Raw genomic sequence first — 16,705 nt, 5'->3', positions numbered from 1 at the left:
TTCATCACCCTGAAGGAAGACCGCGACCGGACCAGCCAGGAGTTCGAGCGGGCGCTGACCCCCGAGCTGCAGAAGATCGCCGACGCGCGGGTCACGTTCCTCTCGCAGCAGGGCGGCGGCGGGACCGGGCGCGCGATCTCGGTAATGCTCTCGGGCTCCGATCCCGAGCTGCTCAACAAGACCGCCTCGACGCTGGTCGAGCAAATGAGCGGGCTCAAGGAAGTCGTCGCCCCGCGGGTCACCGCCGACATGCGCCGGCCCGAGCTGATCATCACTCCGCGGCTCGATCTCGCCGCCTCGCTCGGGGTGACGACGACCGCGCTGAGCCAGGCGATCCGTATCGCCACGCAAGGCGAGATCGATCAGAACAGCGCCAAGTTCTCGCTCTCGGACCGGCAGGTGCCGATTCGCGTCAAGCTGCCCAAGGAATCGCGGCAAAGCCTCGACACGATCCGCAACCTGCCGGTGCCCACCGCGAGCGGGGGCTCCGTGCCGCTCGAGCGCGTCGCCGAGATCGGCTTCGGCTCGGGACCGACCCAGATCCAGCGCTACAACCAGAGCCGCCGCGTGTTCGTCGGCGCCGACCTCGCGCCCGGCGTGGTCAAAGGCACCGCCGACAAGGCGATCAAGAACCTGCCGATCATGCAGAACCTGCCACAGGGCGTGTCCAACGCGCCGTTCGGACAGGACGAATGGCAGCAGGAGATGATCACCAACTTCTTCGCTGCGCTAACCTCGGGCGTGCTACTGGTATTCTCGGTGCTGGTCCTGCTCTACCGCCGGTTCGTCTCGCCACTGGTCAACATGGGCTCGCTGTTCCTCGCCCCGTTCGGCGGGATGCTGGCGCTGGTGATCTCGGGCGACGCGCTGTCGATGCCGGTGCTGATCGGCATCCTGATGCTGTTCGGGATCGTCGCCAAGAACTCGATCCTGCTGATCGACTTCGCGCTGGAGGAGATGAACAAGGGCGTGCCGAAGCGCGAGGCGATCCTCGACGCGGGCCACAAGCGCGCCCAGCCGATCGTGATGACGACGGTGGCGATGAGCGCCGGCATGATCCCGACCGCCTTGTCCCTCTCGGGCGACGCCGCCTGGCGGCAGCCGATGGGCATCGTCGTGATCGGCGGCCTGCTGCTCTCGACCCTGCTCACCCTCGTCCTCGTCCCGGGCACGTTCAGCCTGGCGCTGGGCGTCGAGGAGAGGATGGGGCCGCGGCTGCGGCGCTGGTTCACCACCGGCGGCAAGCAGGCCAAGCCACCGGCGCCCCAAGCGGCGGAATAATCGCGCGGCGGTTTGAACCATCGCGGATGCCGGTTATTCAACCGGCATGAAGGCGCCTGTCCGTTCCGCCGCCGCCCAGTCGGCCCCGATGCGGGCGCTGGCGACGGCGATGCTGGCGGGCATGGCCGCCCTGTTCGTCGCCGCGACCGGCCTGGAGGCGCAGCATGCCGCCTGGGGCTTCGTCCGCGCCTTCGCGGAGGCCGGCTTGGTCGGCGGGATCGCCGACTGGTTCGCGGTCACCGCCCTGTTCCGCCACCCGCTCGGCATCCCCATCCCGCACACTGCGATCGTGCCGCGCAACAAGGACCGGATCGGAGACGCGCTCGCCTCCTTCCTCAAGGACAATTTCCTCACCGCGCGGGTGGTGGCGAGGCGGATGCGGAACCTCGACGTGGCCGGCGCCGTGGGCAAGTTCCTCGCCCAGCCGCCCGCCGCCGGGGACGGGCGCCTGCGCCGGGGCGGCTCGCGGCTGCTCGCGGACATCCTGGAGGCGCTCGACCAGGAGCGGCTGGGCGGCATGGTGAAGACCGCGATCGCCCAGCGCATCCGCAGCGTGGAGATCGCCCCCCTGCTCGGCCAGACGCTGGAGGCAGCGATCACCAGCGAGCGGCACGTGCCGATGGTCGATTCCATCGTCAGCTGGGCCGGCCGTACGCTCGACGCGAACGAGGATCTGATCCGCGACATGGTCCATCAGCGCGCCGGCCGCTTCCTGCGCCTGGTCGGCCTCGACGAGAAGCTCGCCGACGCGATCGTTGACGGCTTGAGGAAGCTCACCATCGACATGGCGCTCGACCCGGATCACCCGATCCGCGCCAAGGCCGAGGAGGGCCTCGCCAGCCTCGCCCAGCGGCTCCAGCAGGATCCGAACACCAGGGCCCGCGTCGAGGCCTGGAAGAGCGACATGGTCGAGAATGAGGCGGTCTCGGCCTGGCTGGACGGGGTCTGGGAGAAAGCGCGGGCCGGCCTGCTCAAGGGCGCCCGCGACCCGGACGCCGCCCTGGCCGGGAGGTTCGGCGAGGCGCTGCGCCAGCTTGGCGAAACCCTGCAGACCGAGCCGAAGCTCAGGGCGGCGATCAACCAGTTCGCCCGCCGCGCCACGGTGGGCATCGTCGCCACCTATGGCGACGGCATCGTCAAGCTGGTGTCCGAGACGGTGCGTTCCTGGGATGCCGGCACCGTGTCGGACCGGCTCGAGGGCGCGGTCGGCCGCGATCTGCAGTATATCAGGATCAACGGCACCCTGGTGGGCGGCCTGGTCGGGCTCGTCCTGCACACGATCGAGGTCGCGACATGAAAGACGCCGACGAGGCGCTGCGCGAGATGGCGGCCAATCGCGGCTGCCGGCTGGTCAAGTCGCGGGTCCGGACGCCCGGCCGCGGCGACTATGGCAAGTTCGGCCTCAAGGACGCGAAGACCGGCAAGGCGGTGCTCGGCTTCGGCAAGAAGGGCCTCACCGCGACGGCCGAGGAGATCGAGGCCTTCCTGCGCGGCGGCGCCGCCTCCGCCTGGCAAAGCTCGGTCGGCAAGAGGCCGCCAAGGCCGAAGGCGAAGGCGAAGCCGGCCGCCGCGCCGAAGGCCAGGGCCGAGCCGAAGCTCGTGCTTCGCAATGCCCGTCCGAAGGATGTCGAGGCGCTCGCCGCGCTGATCGTCACGCTCGGCTACGAGGTGACGCCGGCCGAGCTGCGGACCCGCCTCGCCGCCCTGAAGAAGGCCGGGCACGAGGCGCTCGTCGCGGACCGCGGCGGCGTCATCGGCCTGCTGACCACCTGGGCGACGACGGTGCTGCACCGGCCCCGGCCGGTCGGGCGGATCTCGCTGATGGTGGTGGCCGAGCAGGCACGCGGCCAGGGTATCGGCGCCGCGCTGGTCGCCGAGGCGGAGGCGCGGCTGAAGGCCGCCGGCTGCGGGCTGGTCGAGGTGACCAGCAATGTGAAGCGCCTGCGGGCCCATGCCTTTTACGAGCGGCTGGGCTATGAACGGACCAGCCACCGCTTCGCGAAACATCTCCGGGAATAGCTGCGATGGGCTCGTTCGTCGCCACCTCGATGATCACGACGCTGCTCGTGACCCTGATCGTCGGCGGCCTGCTGGTCTTCGTCATCCTCCGCCTTGCCAGGGCCAATGCCGGCGGGAGCGGCACGAGCGTGGCGGCGATGACCGATCCGGTGCCGGGGACGATGCTCGTCACGGCCGCCTCCATGCCCTCGCGCCGCGCGGTCTTTCACATCAGCCGGATCACCGGCCTGGTCTCCGGCGAGGGCATCGAGCCCACCGCGGTCCAGTATAATGGCTGATCCGCACGGCGCTCTGGCCGAGCCCCGGCAAGCAGCTGCCGGTGATCGTCGACCGGGCCGATCCGCGCCGCTTCGCGATCCAGTGGGACCGGGCCGGCACGAGCGAGGCCTCGGCGCTCGGCCAGGCGGAGGCGCTGGCCGCGGCGATGCGGGCGAAGCGGAACGGCGACGGCGCCTGAGAGTCAGCCGGCGCTGACCCGCTCGATATCGGCCCCGACGGCCTGGAGCTTCTCCTCGAGCCGCTCATAGCCGCGGTCGAGATGATAGACCCGGTTGACCTCGGTCTCCCCTTCCGCGGCGAGGCCGGCCAGGATCAAGCTCATCGAGGCGCGGAGATCGGTGGCCATGACCGGGGCGCCGATCAGGCCCTGCACGCCGCGCACCACCGCCGAGCGGCCCCGCACCTCGATGTCCGCGCCCATGCGACTCAGCTCCGGCACGTGCATGTAGCGATTCTCGAAGATCGTTTCGGTCAGCAGGCTGGTGCCGTCGGCGAGCGCGAGCATCGACATGAATTGCGCCTGCATGTCGGTCGGGAAGGCCGGAAAGGGCGCGGTGGAGAGGGAAAGCGGCTTGATGCCGCCGTCGCTCGCCACGGTGATCCCGCTCTTCGCCAGCTTCAGCACGGCGCCCGCATCGCCGAGCCCCGAGAGGATGGCGTGCATCTGGTCCTCGCGCGCACCCGCCAGCTCCAGCGTGCCGCCGGTAATCATCGCGGCGCAGGCATAGGAGCCCGCCTCGATCCGGTCGGGCATCACCGCATGGGTGGCGCCGTGCAGCCGGTCCTTGCCGTGGACGGTGAGCGTGTCGGTCTTCACCCCCTCGATTTCGGCGCCCATCGCGATCAGGCAGTGGCAGAGATCGGTGATCTCGGGCTCGCGGGCCGCATTCTCGATGATTGTGGTGCCCTTGGCCAGGACCGCGGCCATCAATGCATTTTCGGTCGCACCGACCGTGACGAACGGGAAGCTGATCTTGCCGCCGACCAGCCCGCCCCTGGGCGCGATCGCCTTCACATAGCCCGCGGTAAGCTCGATCTCCGCGCCCAGCCCCTGCAGCGCCTTCAGGTGCAGATCGATCGGCCGGTTGCCGATCGCGCAGCCGCCGGGCAGCGACACCGTCGCCTCACCCGCGCGCGCGAGCAGCGGCCCGAGCACGAGGATCGAGGCGCGCATCTTGCGGACGATGTCGTAGGGCGCCACGGTCGAGCCGATATTGGCGGCGCGGAAGGTCATCACCCGGCCGAAATCACCCTTGCGCGAGCCCTCGATCGCGGTCGAGACGCCGAGCTCGTTCAGCAGATGGCCGAAGCTGTCGACGTCGGCGAGGCGCGGCAGGTTCCTGAGGGTGAGCGGCTCGTCGGTAAGCAGGGCGCAGGGCATCAGGGTCAGCGCCGCATTCTTGGCCCCGGAAATCGGAATGGTGCCGGACAGCTTCCTGCCGCCGCGAATGATGATCTTGTCCATGGGCTCCCCGTTTATCCCTTCCGCGCGCCTTCGCAAGCGGCCGTTCCACACCCGGAAAAAAGCGCGCAGAATGAATGACTTCTTGATTTGGATCAGGGATTCGCCCAAAAATCGTGCTTACAAAACACCCGGAAATTCAGAGCCTTGGGGGAAAGTACGTTTTGGTCAGTTGTCTCGCTGAGCGGCTCAGCCACTATGTCAGGCTGACCGAAGCGGAGAGCCTTTCGCTCACCCAGCTCGAAGATCAGGAACGGAGCGTGCGCCGCGGCGCCGTCATCATTCGCGAGAATGAGGGCCCGCGCGAGCTGTACATCGTGCGCTCCGGCTGGCTGCACTCGAGCGGCGTGCTCGGCAATGGCAGCCGACAGATCCTCCGCTTCCATTTCAAGGGCGACATCCTGGGCCTGCCCCTGCTCGCCTTCGCCGATTCCCCGGAGACGGTCACCGCCGTGACCGACGCGGTCCTCTCCCCCTTCAGCCGGGAGAGGCTGGCGCAAATCATCGCCGACCATCCCCGGCTCGGCGCCCTGATCCTGGGCCTGTCCGTGGCCGAGCGCGTGGCGCTGGCCGACCGGCTCGCCTCGATCGGCCGGACCTCGGCGCGGGCCCGGGTGGGCTCGCTGATCTGCGAGATCGTCGCCCGGATGCGGCGGCTCGGCGCGGTCGGCAATGGCGGCTATGTCCAGCTGCCGCTGACCCAGGAGGATATTGGCGACGCCACCGGCCTGACTTCGGTCCATGTCAACCGGATGATGCGAGTGCTGGTCGAGGACGGCATCATCGAGCGCAACGGCGGCAACCAGTTCCGCCTGCTCGACGAGAAGCGCCTGGTCGCGGAATCGAACTTCGTCGACCGCACCGGGCTGGAGACCGGCTGGCTCCCCGAGGCGCGCTAGGTCCGCCGACCGTCGTTCCCGCGAAAGCTGGAACCTCACTGCCTGATCGGGACACGAGAAGAACCGGGATTCCAGCTTTCGCTGGAATGACGGCAATGGATCGGAAGCGTGCTACGCCTTCTCCAGCGTGCACTGCAGCGGGTGCTGGTTCTGCCGGGCGAAATCGATGACCTGGGCGACCTTGGTTTCGGCCACCTCATAGGGAAAGATGCCGCAGACGCCGACACCGCGCTGGTGGACGTGGAGCATCACCCGGGTCGCATCCTCGATCCCCATCTTGAAGAAGCTCTGCAGCACGTGGACGACGAACTCCATCGGCGTGTAGTCGTCGTTCAGCATCAGCACCTTGTAGGGCGAGGGCGTCTTCGTGCGGGTGCGCGTCCTCGTGGCGACGCCGAGGCCCGTGCCCTCCTCGTCGTCCCGGCCCGCATCGCCCGCCATGGCCCTCAACTCTGAATCACGCATCACCCGCATAACGCGATAAATATGGCATGGTGCCCGGGCGCCGCAAGGGGGCGACTCCGACGCGCGCGGGACAGCCGGAATGCAAAAAGGGCGGCCGCTCCAACAGGGAGCGCCGCCCTTTCTACTGGTTCGGACTCTCGCAGTTACGCAGCGAGGGTCTTCACACGCTCGGCCGCCACGGCGTAGCGGCTGGTCAGCGGCTCGGCGACGTCGCCGGCCAGCTTCAGCACGTTCTCCGACACGCGGGCGCTCTCGGCGACGGCGCTGTCGAAGGCGCTGCGGGCGAAGTCGCCCTGAAGCTTGAAGAAGTCAGTCGCCGACTTGACGTCCGCGAAGCTCTTGAAGGCCGCGGTGGCCTCCTCGAAGCGGGTGCGGCTGTAGTTGGCGGCGTCCTGGCTCAGGGTCTCGATGCCCTTGGCAGCGACCTTGGACGAAGCGACGAGCGCCTCGACATTGCCACGGCCCAGCTCAGCGAGCTCCTCGATGAGCTTCGCATTCTTCTCCATCGCGGTCTTGGCCCGGTCATTGGCCTCGGTCACGACGGTCTTGATCTGCTCGGCGGCGGCGAAGCCGGCGGCGGCAGCGTCCTTGGTCGACTTGGTAGCCATGTTCTTGCTCCTCGATCTCAATCTCTCCCGGCGTTTGGGGCGCCGGTGCACTCATGTTGCGTTGCAGCATTTAGGCGCGCGGAAGCGAAATTGCAAGCCCTTTTTGTGCACTGCAACAAAACTGTCAAGATTGAGATATTTCAGTGTGTTAAGAGGTCACAATCCGGTCATCGATGTACCGCGGCACGAACATCGCATCGCAGTTGCAGCACTGCTCGTCTCAGCGTGCGCGCACATAGGAGCCCGGCGCATCCTCGATCGCCTTGAGCCGCCCTTTGCCCGGTGTGCGCACGCCGGCGGCGAGAACCTCCTCGTCGGAAATCTCGCGGAGCCACCGGCTCCAGTCCGGCCACCAGCTCCCCCTGGTCTCGGTCGCGCCGGCGATGAACTGCTCGAGCGTGTCCGCCTTCGCCTCGTTGGTCCAATATTGATACTTGCCGGCCTCGGGGGGGTTGACCACGCCGGCGATATGGCCCGAGCCGGCCAGCACGAAGCGCAGCGGCCCGGCGAAATGGTGGGTGATCTTCCAGACGCTCTCAGGCGGCGCGATATGGTCCTCGCGCCCGGCTTGGACGTAGGTCGGCGTCTTCACCAGCCTCAGGTCGATCGGCGTCCCGTCGATCGTCACCCCGCCCGGCTGGACCAGCCTGTTCTCGCGGTAGAGCTGCTGCAGATAGGCGCGGTGCCAGTCGGCGGGCAGGTTGGTGGTGTCGCCGTTCCAGTGCAGCAGGTCGAACTGCGGATAATCCTCGCCGAGCAGATAGTTGCTGGTGACGTAGGACCAGATCAGGTCACGGCCGCGGAGCAGGTTGAAGGTGGCGGCCATGTAGCGGCCGTCCAGATAGCCCTTCTCCGCCGACAATTGCCGGATCAGCTCGAGCTGCTCGTCGCCGATGAACAATTTGAGGTCGCCGGCCTCGGAGAAATCGACCTGGGCGGTGAAGAAGGTCGCGCTCGCCACCTTGTCCGCCTCGCCCCTTGCCGCGAGCAGAGCGAGCGTGGCCGCCAGCATCGTGCCGGCGACGCAATAGCCGATCGTGTGGACCTGCTCGACGCCCAGAGCGTCGCGCACCGCGTCGATCGCCTCGGCCTGGGCAAGCACATAATCGTCGAGCCTGATGTCGGCGAGGCTCTCGTCCGCCGACTTCCAGGAGACGACGAAGACCGTGATCCCCTGCTCCACCGCCCATTTGATGAAGCTCTTCTTCGGGTTCAGGTCGAGGATGTAATAGCGGTTGATCCAGGGCGGGAAGATGATGAGCGGGACCTCCAGCACCCGGTCCGTCATCGGCGCATATTGGATCAGCTGGTAGAGCTTCGTCTGCTTGACCACCTTGCCCGGCGTCATCGCCAGGTTGCGCCCGACCTCGAAGGCGCCCGGCTGGACATGGGTGAGCTGGCCCTTCTCCAGGTCGCTCAGCATGTTCTGGAGGCCGCTCAGCAGGCTCTCCCCCTTCGTCTCCATCGCCTTCTCGATCACCAGCGGATTGGTGAGCGCGAAATTGGAGGGGCTCATCGCGTCGACGAAGGCGCGGGTGGTGAAGCGCAGTTTCTCGCGGGTCGCCTCGTCCACGCCCTCGATCGCGTCCACCGAGCCGAGCAGCCGCTCGGAGATCAGCAAATAGGTCTGGCGGATCGTGTCGAAGAGCGGATTGTCCCGCCATTCGGGCGCCGCGAAGCGCTTGTCGCGGTCCGCTTTCTCCGCGAGCGCGGAAGGCTCTTCCTTCGCGACCTCTGCGCCGCCCGCAGCCTTGGCGAGCGCGCGCTGCCAGATGCCGAGGCCCTCGGTCCAGAGCTGCGCCTGCTGCTCCATCAGCTTTGCGGGATCGGCGAACAGGTTCATCCCCGGCCAGGCCTGCGTGACCCGCCCGGCATGGCCGGGATCGGCGGCGGCCGCCGCCTTCTCCGTCGCCTCGCCCAGTTGCTGCGCCATATGCTCCAGCATCATCTGCTGGGCGCGGCCCATCACCCAGGTCCAGTGCTGGAGATCCTCCAGGCTGGGCGCGGGGAAAGGCGACGTCGGCGTTTCGGGCGTGTCCTTGGTCTCGGCCATAAGGGCTCCTCGTCCTCACCGGCGTCTCTAGAGAAGCGTGCCCGCCCGGGAAAGGGCCGGTTTCGACGGCCTTGCACCGTCACCCTCGCATGCTATCCTCGCCGTTTCGGACCGGGGGGTTCGGGCCCCGGTGCAGCGTGGGGAGAAGACAGTGCGGAACATGCTGTTCGCAGCCGCGGGGGCGGCTTTGCTCGTGACACCGGCTCTGGCGCGGGAAAGCGCCTGGATGGGGCTCGGCGTCCGGGCCATCAATGCCCAGACGACCAGCCAGACGATCGAGGTGGACGGCACCAACGTCCCGCGCGAGACGATGTTCTGTTCGGAGGACGCCGCCGTGCAGATCGTCAGCGCGGAGTTCCGCTACCGCTCGGGCGACACCCAGACGCTGAGCCTGCGCACCCGGGTCAGGGCAGGCGATTGCTCGAGGATCATCGGCCTGCGCAACCGCGACGCGGAGCTCGCCTCGGTCAGCTTCACCGCCGATCCGGCCAGCCTCGCATCGGGCGCGACCGCGCGGGTCCGCGTGCTGGTCCGCTAGACAGGCATCGCCTCAGTTCCGGCTGAGGATGCGGTCGAGGCCGCGCACGATCGAACCCGGGTCGAGCAGGTTGACGGTCACCGGCTGCTGGCAGAGCCGCAGGCAGCCGCCGGCCCCCATCGCCGCCATGGCCGATGGCGGCTCGCCGGCGATCAGCCTGACGCGCGCGCCCGGCTCCGGCCGGTAGGGGACGCGATAGCCGCCGCCGGCCCGCGCCGGGCGGCCGCACACGAGGATATCGTCCCCCACGCCCTGCCGGCAGCGCTCATCCTCCACCCGCCGCCGCGCCGCGAGGTCGCCGAGCGGGTCGGGCGACGCGGCGATGATCCCCGACGCGACCGGCGCGGAAGGCGCCTGCGCGGCGGTGGACGATGCCGCGATGAGCAGAACGGGCAAAACGAGGTGCGGGATTCCGGCCATCAATCCCGGTTCGCCAGCGCCTGCGCGATGCCGCGCACGATGGTGAAGCCGATGCCGATGAGGTCGAGCCCCTCGCCGCACATATGGTCGCGGCCGACCGCCGAGCAGCGGGTGTCGCCCGCGTCCATCACATAGAGCTGGGCGTCGGCGGCGCGCTCGCGCGTGCCGCGGCTGACGTCCGGGCCGGACATCGGCACGCGGTAGCGCCGGTAATCGGGGCGCCGCCCGCAGACCACGACCTCGTCGTCCGTGCGGATCGGCGGACAGTCGGTCCCGAGCATCTCGCGCATCCGCGCCCGGTCGAGCGCGATCGCCTCGTCGGCGGTGACCGCTTGCGAATCATTCTGCGCGGCGGCGGGGAGCGGCTGGAACAGGGCCAGCAGGAACAGCGTCGGGAGCGTTCTCGACTTTGTCATGGGCTTTGCCTACTGCCCCGCGTGAACGCCCCCGTTCGGGCAGGGAGGATGACAGAAAAGATGGTCAACACAAGCCAGGTTCTCGATCGCGTGCTGGTGCTGGAAATGGTGCGGGTCACCGAGGCGGCGGCGGTCGCCGCCTCGAAGCTGATCGGGCGCGGCGACGAGAAAGCGGCTGACCATGCGGCGGTCGAGGCGATGCGCGCGGCGCTGAACACGCTCGACATCGACGGCACGGTGGTGATCGGCGAGGGCGAGCGCGACGAGGCGCCGATGCTCTATATCGGCGAGAAGGTGGGCGCGGCGCAGGACGGCGGCCCCCGCATCGACATCGCGCTGGATCCGCTCGAGGGCACGACGATCACCGCCAAGGCGGGCGCCAATGCGATGGCCGTGCTGGCGATCGCGGAGAAGGGCAATCTGCTGAACGCGCCCGACGTCTATATGGAGAAGCTCGCCGTCGGCCCCGGCTATCCCGACGGCGTGATCGACCTCCGCAAGAGCCCGACCGAGAATGTCCGCGCGGTCGCCGCGGCCAAGGGGGTGCGGCCCGACGAGATCATCATCTGCGTGCTCGACCGGCCCCGTCACGAGAAGCTCATCGCGGAGCTGAGGTCGCTGGGCTGCGGCATCCAGCTCATCCCCGACGGCGACGTCGCCGGGGTGATCGCGGTCACCGATCCGGACACGGTCATCGACCTCTATATGGGCTCGGGCGGCGCCCCCGAGGGCGTGCTCGCGGCCGCGGCCCTGCGCTGCGTCGGCGGCCAGTTCCAGGGCAAGTTGCTGTTCCGCAACGACGCCGAGCGCGCCCGCGCCGCGCGCTGGGGGGTCGAGGATCTCGACCGGATCTATCAGCTCGAGGAGCTGGCGAAGGGCGACTGCATCTTCGCCGCGACCGGCGTCACCGACGGCTCATTGCTCGAAGGCGTGAAGCGCCGCAAGGACTGCGTGACGACGGAGAGCGTGGTGATGCGCGCCTCGACCGGCACCGTGCGCTGGGTGAAGGGCCGCCACCGGCCGGAGCATGAGCCCGGGGCGCACTGAGAAGGTCGCGGCGTACAGCGACCCCGCCGTCACCCTGAACTCGTTTCAGGGTGACGATGGTGGATTCACTTTCGCAGTGCCCGCTCCTACACTCTCCTGATGCTCGATCCCGAAGCCCATGTCTGCGGCGTGACCCGCTCGATCCTCGGCCAGCCCTGGCGCTGGCGGGGGATGGCGGCGGGCGCGGGCGATCCGGGCTTCCGGCCCGACGATCTGGTCGACCAGCTGCTGCTCGCCCGGGGAGTCGCGCGCGAGGAGCTTGAGCGGCACCGCCGCCCGACCTTGCGCGAATTCATGCCGGATCCGTCCGTCTTCCGCGACATGGACAGAGCCGCCGAGCGCCTTGCGGACGCGGTCCAGGCCGGCGAACGGGTGACGATCTTCGGCGATTATGACGTGGACGGCGCCACCTCGGCGGCCCTCTTGATCCTGCTGCTGCGCGGGCTCGGGCTGGAGGCGGCGGCCTATATCCCGGACCGGCTGATGGAGGGCTACGGCCCCTCCGGCAAAGCGCTCGTCCGCCTCGCCGAGGCGGGCGCAAGCCTGATCGTCACCGTGGATTGCGGCGCCCAGGCCTTCGAGGCGCTGGCCATGGCGAAGGCCGCGGGCGTCGACGTGATCGTGGTCGACCATCACAAATGCGCGAGCCGCCTCCCGGACGGCTTCGCCATCGTCAATCCCAACCGGCTCGACGAGAGCGAGGAGGGGGCGGCGCAGGGCCATCTCGCCGCGGTCGGCATGGCCTTTCTGCTCGGCGCCGCCCTGCTCCGCACCCTGCGCGGACGCGGCCATTTCGCCGACCGCGAGGAGCCGAAGCTGATCGAATTGCTCGACCTGGTCGCGCTCGGCACGGTCGCCGACGTCGCCCAGCTCCGGGGGCTCAACCGCGCCTTCGTGACGCAGGGCCTCAAGGTCATGGCCGGGCGCCGCAATCCCGGCCTCGCCGCGCTTGCCGACGCCGCGCGGCTGAACCGCGCGCCCGAATGCCGCGATCTCGGCTTCGCCCTAGGACCCCGGATCAATGCCGGCGGGCGGGTCGGCAAGTCCGATCTCGGCGTGCGGCTGCTGACAACGGAGGATCCCGAGGAGGCGCGCGCGATCGCCGCGGAGCTGGACCGGCTGAACGAGGAGCGCCGGGCGATCGAGGCGGCGGTCTGCGAGGCGGCCGAGGCGCTGGCCGCCGCCCAGGGCAATCGCGCCGTCGCCCTGGTCGCGGCGCCGGGCTGGCATCCCGGAGTGATCGGCATCGTCGCCGGCCGCCTCAAGGAGCGGCTGCACCGGCCTGCCATCGTCGTCGCGATCGGCGAGGACGGCGTCGGCAAGGGCTCGGGCCGCTCCATCTCCGGCGTCGATCTCGGCGCCGCCGTGCTCGCCGCCAGGGACAGCGGCCTGCTCGTCGCCGGCGGCGGCCACGCCATGGCCGCGGGCCTCACCGTCGCCGGGGACCGGATCGAGGCGCTCGCCGACTTTCTCGACGAGCGCCTCGCCGCCGACGTCGCCCGCAGCCGCGATGACCGCGCCTTGCTGCTCGACGCCTTGCTCTCGCCCGGCGGCATCTGCGCCGCTTATTGCGATGCGGTCGAGGCGGGCGGCCCCTATGGCGCCGGCTGGCCGGGCCCGCACGTCGCCGCCGGGCCTGTCTCCATCGTGAAGGCGGACGTGGTCGGCAGCGGCCATCTGCGCGTCATAGCCGCGGGCGAGGATGGCCGCAGGGTCAAGGCGATCGCCTTCCGCATGGCCGAAAGCCCGCTCGGCGAGGCCCTGCTCGCCACGCCGCCGCACCGCCGGCTGTGGCTGGCCGGGCGGATCAAGCGCGACGATTATCATGGCGGCGAGGCGGCCGAGCTGCATCTCGAGGATGCCGCCTGGGCCGATGCTTGACGCTCGCCAGGCCAGCCCGTAAGGCGCCACCTCGCCTCACGGCCCCTTCGTCTAGCGGTTAGGACGCGGCCCTTTCACGGCTGAAACACGGGTTCGATTCCCGTAGGGGTCACCACCCTGCCATTGCCTTGGCCCGGCCGGTCGGCCAATTGGTGACGAGCGACTGCAGCAGGGGGATGGGCACTTGGCCGAGGACGCACAGAAGCCAAAAAGAAAGATCGGCATCGGCGCGCTGGCGATCGGCCTGATCATCCTCGCCGCGATCGGCTTCATCCTCTACAATGCGCTCGGCGACCGCGAGGCGCCCAGGGTCGACCTCGCCGCGGGCAAGAATTTCACCTGCACGGTGCAGAGCGTCTATGACGGCGACGGCCCGATCAACTGCGCCGAGCGCGACCTGAACGGCAACCAGGTACGGGTGCGCATCCGCGGCATCGAGGCGCGCGACTCCGACAATAGCTGCCGCCATCCCAATCTCTGCCCGCAGATGAGCGGCGCCGAGGCCAAGGCGATCCTCGAGCGGTTCGCGGTCGGGAGGCTGGAATGCACCTCCTTCGGGCCGTCCTACAACCGGGTCGACGCCTTCTGCCGCAATGCCAGCGGCCAGGACCTGAGCTGCGAGATGCTGAAGAGCGGCGCCGCAGTGCGCTGGGAGCAATATGATCCGGACGGGCGCCTGCTCCCCTGCGTCCGTGCCCGGCCGGGAGGGGCAGCCCGGCAGTGATTGGAAAAGTCCGCGCCGGCTTCCGGGATACGCCGCTCGGTCCGGCGGCGGTGATCTGGAGCTTCGGCTACCTCCTGCTCGATGCGATCGCGTTCCTGATCGGCCGGGCGGCGCCGGGGGTGACCCTGCTCGCCTCGCTGCCGATGTTCGCGCTCGGCGTCGGCCAGACGATCGCGCTCAATCATCTGCGCACCGGGCCGGTGCTGCAGTCTGCCTGGCTGCGCTGGCCCGCGCTGGTCGTCGCGGTTGTCGCGGCGACCGCCGTCCAGACCCTTTTCGACGTCTACTGGATGCGCTTCCTGGCCGAGAACCTGTTTCCGGCCTGGCAGGAATGGGCGCTCGACATCGACCTGCAGCGCCTGCTGACCGTCGGCTTCGGCTATGCCTGGACCTTCTGCCTCGCCCTCACCCTGCTCGCCGCGATGCGGGCGGCGCAGGACAATGCGCGGCGCGCCGCGAACGCCGAGACGGAAGCCGCCAATGCGGTCTCGGCCGCGCTCCGCCTGCAGCTCAATCCCCATTTCCTGTTCAACACGCTGAACTCGATCTCCGGGCTGGTCACCCTCGACCGCAAGCAGGAGGCGGAGAGCATGATCGACCGGCTCGCCGAATTCCTCCGCGCCTCGCTCAACGCCGATCCGATCGAGGATGTCATGCTGGCGCACGAGATCGACACGATCGACGCCTATCTCCACATCGAATCGGCACGGTTCGGCGACCGGCTCGAGATCCAGATCGACCTGGCGCCCGGGACCGAGGACGCGAAGGTGCCGAACTTCATCCTGCAGCCGCTGGTCGAGAATGCGATCAAGCATGGCGTCTCGGCGCTGCAGGGCACCGCCCTGCTCTACATCAGCGCGGCGCGGGAGGGCGACATGCTCATGCTGACCGTGGTCAACAGCTCGCCGGAATCGAACGGCGAGAGCTCGCGGCCGCCGGCCGGCACCGGGGTCGGGCTGGCGAACAGCCGGCAGCGCCTCGCCAACCGCTATGGCGGCAAGGCAAGCCTCGAGACCGGCCCGGTCGGCGATCGTTACCGGGCGACGATCCGGATGCCCTTCCTCACCTGAGCCGCGGCCTCACCGGCACGCCCGCCAGCCCCACTGGCCGCGGCTCGCCTGGTCCAGGTGGAGATGGTCGCGATGCGCGACATTGTAATCGGGCGACAAGACCGTTCCGAAGAGCGAGCAGGCGCCATCGCGCACCTCGCGCAGGAAGCGGCCCTTCGGCCCTTGGTCGCGCCAGTCGTTCACTATTGCGACCCTGGTGCCGTCGGCGAGCCGGAAGGCGGCGACGTCGAAGGCATTGGCCGTGGCATGCTCGCTCCACGCCCCTTCTCCCCGGCCGTACATCCGGCGGCAGCTATAGGCGCCGAAATGGTCGATGCCGGTCACCCGCCGGCCGAAATGGCGCTGGGCGGCAACCTGCACGACCTCGCGCTCCCAGACGAGCAGCGCCGCCGCCACGGGGCAGGAAAAGCCGACATCGGCCGGCCGGTAGGAGATTTCCCGCGCGCCGAAGCGAACCGCGTCCCGATAGCCGCATTGCGCGCCCTCCGCCCGCGGCGGGAGCGCCGTGAACGCCGCTCCCGCCGCGGCGAGCAGCGCCCGGCAGCGCCCCGGTTCGTCGGCCAGCCCGGCCAGCTTGCGGCCGGTGAAGGCGCCAACGGGCTGCCGGAGGTCCAGCGCCGTCCACGGCACGTCCTGCGGATAGCGGCGCGCATAATCCAATATGGCCAGGACGCCGAGGACGAGCGCCGCGAGCGGCAGCAGAAGCAGCAGGATCCGCCGCGCCCTTCGCATCAGCGCCGGCGCGCGGTCTCCAGCGGCTCGCTGGTCACCGGATAGCCGATCCCCTCCGGAATGCAGACGTGCGGCGCGCCATCCACCTCCGCGACCCAGGGCGTGATCCGGATCACGGGATGACGGGCCGCATCGCGATATGCGTCGGCGATGGACGCGAAGCCGGCGAGCCGTTCGAGGTTGCGCCGGGTGGGGAAGATGACATGGGCCCGGCCGGCATCGACTTCGGCGAGGATCTCCGCCGCACTCGCCCAGAAGGCGCGGACGGCCTCGGCCTCGGCGACCGCCGGCGCCGGTGCGCCCGCCGGCGCCTCGGCCAGGAAAAAGAAGGTGTCGAACCGGCGGGTCTCACGGAAGTTCGGACACCAGCGCGCGAACGGGGTCAGCGCCTCCAGCGCCAGCGCGAGCCCCTGCTCGGCCAGCAATGCCGCGAACGGCCGGCCCGCAAGGATCCCGTCGCGGAGCGCCTGCACCTGCGCCGCGTCGGGGGCCGGGACGATCCCCGGCGCGAGCCCGGTCTCCTCGATCGTCTCGCGGATCGCCGCGATTCGCGCGGCCGCCAGCGGAAGCGCGCTGTCCCCTGCCGTGACATGATCGTCCGCGTCGATCCGCCCGCCGGGGAAGACGAGCGCGCCGGCGGCGAAGGCCATCTGCCCCGTCCGCTCGGTCATCAGCAGTTCCGGCGGCCCGCCGGCCACTGGGCGCATCAGCACGAGCGTGGCGGCCGGAATCGGATCGGGAAGCTCGGACATCTTTCCTTGCGTGCGCCGGGAGGGCTCCGCGACGGCGGCTATCATGCCGGGGTCAAAAG

General features: G+C 69.5%; 19 protein-coding genes and 1 tRNA gene. 12 read left to right on the top strand and 8 right to left on the bottom strand.

The annotated features are described in order from the left end of the window. The 5 genes from VEC11_RS00700 to VEC11_RS00680 all read left to right on the top strand — a co-directional run. A partial coding sequence (locus tag VEC11_RS00700) for an efflux RND transporter permease subunit (RefSeq protein WP_464128195.1) occupies positions 1-1,281 on the top strand: 1,281 nt, incomplete at its 5' end. 46 nt (positions 1,282-1,327) lie between these two features. Then, positions 1,328-2,578 carry a DUF445 domain-containing protein gene (locus VEC11_RS00695; RefSeq protein WP_464128193.1) on the top strand — a complete coding sequence of 417 codons (1,251 nt, stop codon included), beginning with the start codon at positions 1,328-1,330 and terminating at the stop codon, positions 2,576-2,578. Beyond that, positions 2,575-3,300 (top strand): N-acetyltransferase family protein, encoded by a 726-nt coding sequence (locus VEC11_RS00690; RefSeq protein WP_464128190.1) that lies wholly within the window; start codon positions 2,575-2,577, stop codon positions 3,298-3,300. The genes VEC11_RS00695 and VEC11_RS00690 overlap by 4 nt, the downstream gene beginning before the upstream one ends. A gap of 5 nt (positions 3,301-3,305) precedes the next feature. Continuing rightward, positions 3,306-3,578 carry a hypothetical protein gene (locus tag VEC11_RS00685; protein WP_464128187.1) on the top strand — a complete coding sequence of 91 codons (273 nt, stop codon included), beginning with the start codon at positions 3,306-3,308 and terminating at the stop codon, positions 3,576-3,578. 41 nt (positions 3,579-3,619) lie between these two features. After that, entirely contained in the window at positions 3,620-3,757 is a 138-nt protein-coding gene (locus VEC11_RS00680) for a hypothetical protein (protein ID WP_464128186.1), read from the top strand. 3 nt (positions 3,758-3,760) lie between these two features. On the opposite strand, the gene murA is transcribed toward VEC11_RS00680, so the two are convergent. Then, positions 3,761-5,044, bottom strand: coding sequence for a UDP-N-acetylglucosamine 1-carboxyvinyltransferase (murA, locus tag VEC11_RS00675; RefSeq protein WP_464128183.1), 1,284 nt, complete (start codon positions 5,042-5,044; stop codon positions 3,761-3,763). A gap of 161 nt (positions 5,045-5,205) precedes the next feature. Between murA and VEC11_RS00670 the strand changes: the two genes are divergently transcribed. Then, positions 5,206-5,940: a Crp/Fnr family transcriptional regulator gene (locus tag VEC11_RS00670; RefSeq protein WP_464128180.1), complete on the top strand. Its 735-nt coding sequence runs from the start codon at positions 5,206-5,208 to the stop codon at positions 5,938-5,940. Positions 5,941-6,051: 111 nt separating this feature from the next. Here VEC11_RS00670 and clpS read toward each other — a convergent pair whose 3' ends face one another. The 3 genes from clpS to VEC11_RS00655 all read right to left on the bottom strand — a co-directional run bounded on the left by clpS (position 6,052) and on the right by VEC11_RS00655 (position 9,066). Then, on the bottom strand, positions 6,052-6,381 hold the full coding sequence (gene clpS / locus VEC11_RS00665) for an ATP-dependent Clp protease adapter ClpS (RefSeq protein WP_464128179.1): 330 nt from the start codon (positions 6,379-6,381) through the stop codon (positions 6,052-6,054). A 167-nt stretch (positions 6,382-6,548) separates the two neighbouring features. Then, on the bottom strand, positions 6,549-7,013 hold the full coding sequence (locus VEC11_RS00660) for a phasin family protein (protein WP_464128177.1): 465 nt from the start codon (positions 7,011-7,013) through the stop codon (positions 6,549-6,551). 220 nt (positions 7,014-7,233) lie between these two features. Then, positions 7,234-9,066 (bottom strand): PHA/PHB synthase family protein, encoded by a 1,833-nt coding sequence (locus VEC11_RS00655; protein ID WP_464128174.1) that lies wholly within the window; start codon positions 9,064-9,066, stop codon positions 7,234-7,236. Positions 9,067-9,217: 151 nt separating this feature from the next. Here VEC11_RS00655 and VEC11_RS00650 point away from each other — a divergent pair, with 151 nt between their 5' ends. Continuing rightward, a complete protein-coding gene (locus VEC11_RS00650) occupies positions 9,218-9,604 on the top strand; it encodes a hypothetical protein (RefSeq protein ID WP_464128172.1) in 387 nt (128 codons plus the stop codon). Between the two features lie 12 nt (positions 9,605-9,616). On the opposite strand, the gene VEC11_RS00645 is transcribed toward VEC11_RS00650, so the two are convergent. Both VEC11_RS00645 and VEC11_RS00640 read right to left on the bottom strand, forming a co-directional pair. After that, positions 9,617-10,024 carry a hypothetical protein gene (locus tag VEC11_RS00645; protein WP_464128170.1) on the bottom strand — a complete coding sequence of 136 codons (408 nt, stop codon included), beginning with the start codon at positions 10,022-10,024 and terminating at the stop codon, positions 9,617-9,619. Further along, positions 10,024-10,440, bottom strand: coding sequence for a hypothetical protein (locus tag VEC11_RS00640; protein WP_464128167.1), 417 nt, complete (start codon positions 10,438-10,440; stop codon positions 10,024-10,026). Before VEC11_RS00640 ends, VEC11_RS00645 begins: the two co-directional genes overlap by 1 nt. 60 nt (positions 10,441-10,500) lie before the next feature. On the opposite strand from VEC11_RS00640, the gene glpX reads away from it, so the two are divergent. The 5 genes from glpX (at position 10,501) to VEC11_RS00615 (ending at position 15,162) form a co-directional block, all read left to right on the top strand. After that, complete coding sequence (glpX, locus tag VEC11_RS00635) at positions 10,501-11,487, top strand: class II fructose-bisphosphatase (protein ID WP_464128204.1); 987 nt, start codon at positions 10,501-10,503, stop codon at positions 11,485-11,487. Between the two features lie 99 nt (positions 11,488-11,586). After that, the gene (gene recJ / locus VEC11_RS00630; protein WP_464128164.1) at positions 11,587-13,368 is read left to right on the top strand and encodes a single-stranded-DNA-specific exonuclease RecJ; all 1,782 of its coding nucleotides are present in this window, start codon (positions 11,587-11,589) and stop codon (positions 13,366-13,368) included. A gap of 40 nt (positions 13,369-13,408) precedes the next feature. Next, positions 13,409-13,483 (top strand) — tRNA-Glu (locus tag VEC11_RS00625). Between the two features lie 69 nt (positions 13,484-13,552). Further along, complete coding sequence (locus VEC11_RS00620) at positions 13,553-14,092, top strand: thermonuclease family protein (RefSeq protein WP_464128162.1); 540 nt, start codon at positions 13,553-13,555, stop codon at positions 14,090-14,092. Next, the gene (locus tag VEC11_RS00615; protein ID WP_464128160.1) at positions 14,089-15,162 is read left to right on the top strand and encodes a sensor histidine kinase; all 1,074 of its coding nucleotides are present in this window, start codon (positions 14,089-14,091) and stop codon (positions 15,160-15,162) included. Before VEC11_RS00620 ends, VEC11_RS00615 begins: the two co-directional genes overlap by 4 nt. 9 nt (positions 15,163-15,171) lie before the next feature. Here VEC11_RS00615 and VEC11_RS00610 read toward each other — a convergent pair whose 3' ends face one another. Next, positions 15,172-15,894 carry an extensin-like domain-containing protein gene (locus VEC11_RS00610; RefSeq protein WP_464128157.1) on the bottom strand — a complete coding sequence of 241 codons (723 nt, stop codon included), beginning with the start codon at positions 15,892-15,894 and terminating at the stop codon, positions 15,172-15,174. Next, on the bottom strand, positions 15,894-16,646 hold the full coding sequence (locus VEC11_RS00605; RefSeq protein ID WP_464128155.1) for an NUDIX hydrolase: 753 nt from the start codon (positions 16,644-16,646) through the stop codon (positions 15,894-15,896). Before VEC11_RS00605 ends, VEC11_RS00610 begins: the two co-directional genes overlap by 1 nt. Between the last annotated feature and the right edge of the window lie 59 nt (positions 16,647-16,705).

Source organism: Allosphingosinicella sp., from assembly GCF_035626655.1.
Lineage (GTDB): Bacteria > Pseudomonadota > Alphaproteobacteria > Sphingomonadales > Sphingomonadaceae > Allosphingosinicella.
This window is presented reverse-complemented; position numbering and strand designations above follow the sequence as displayed.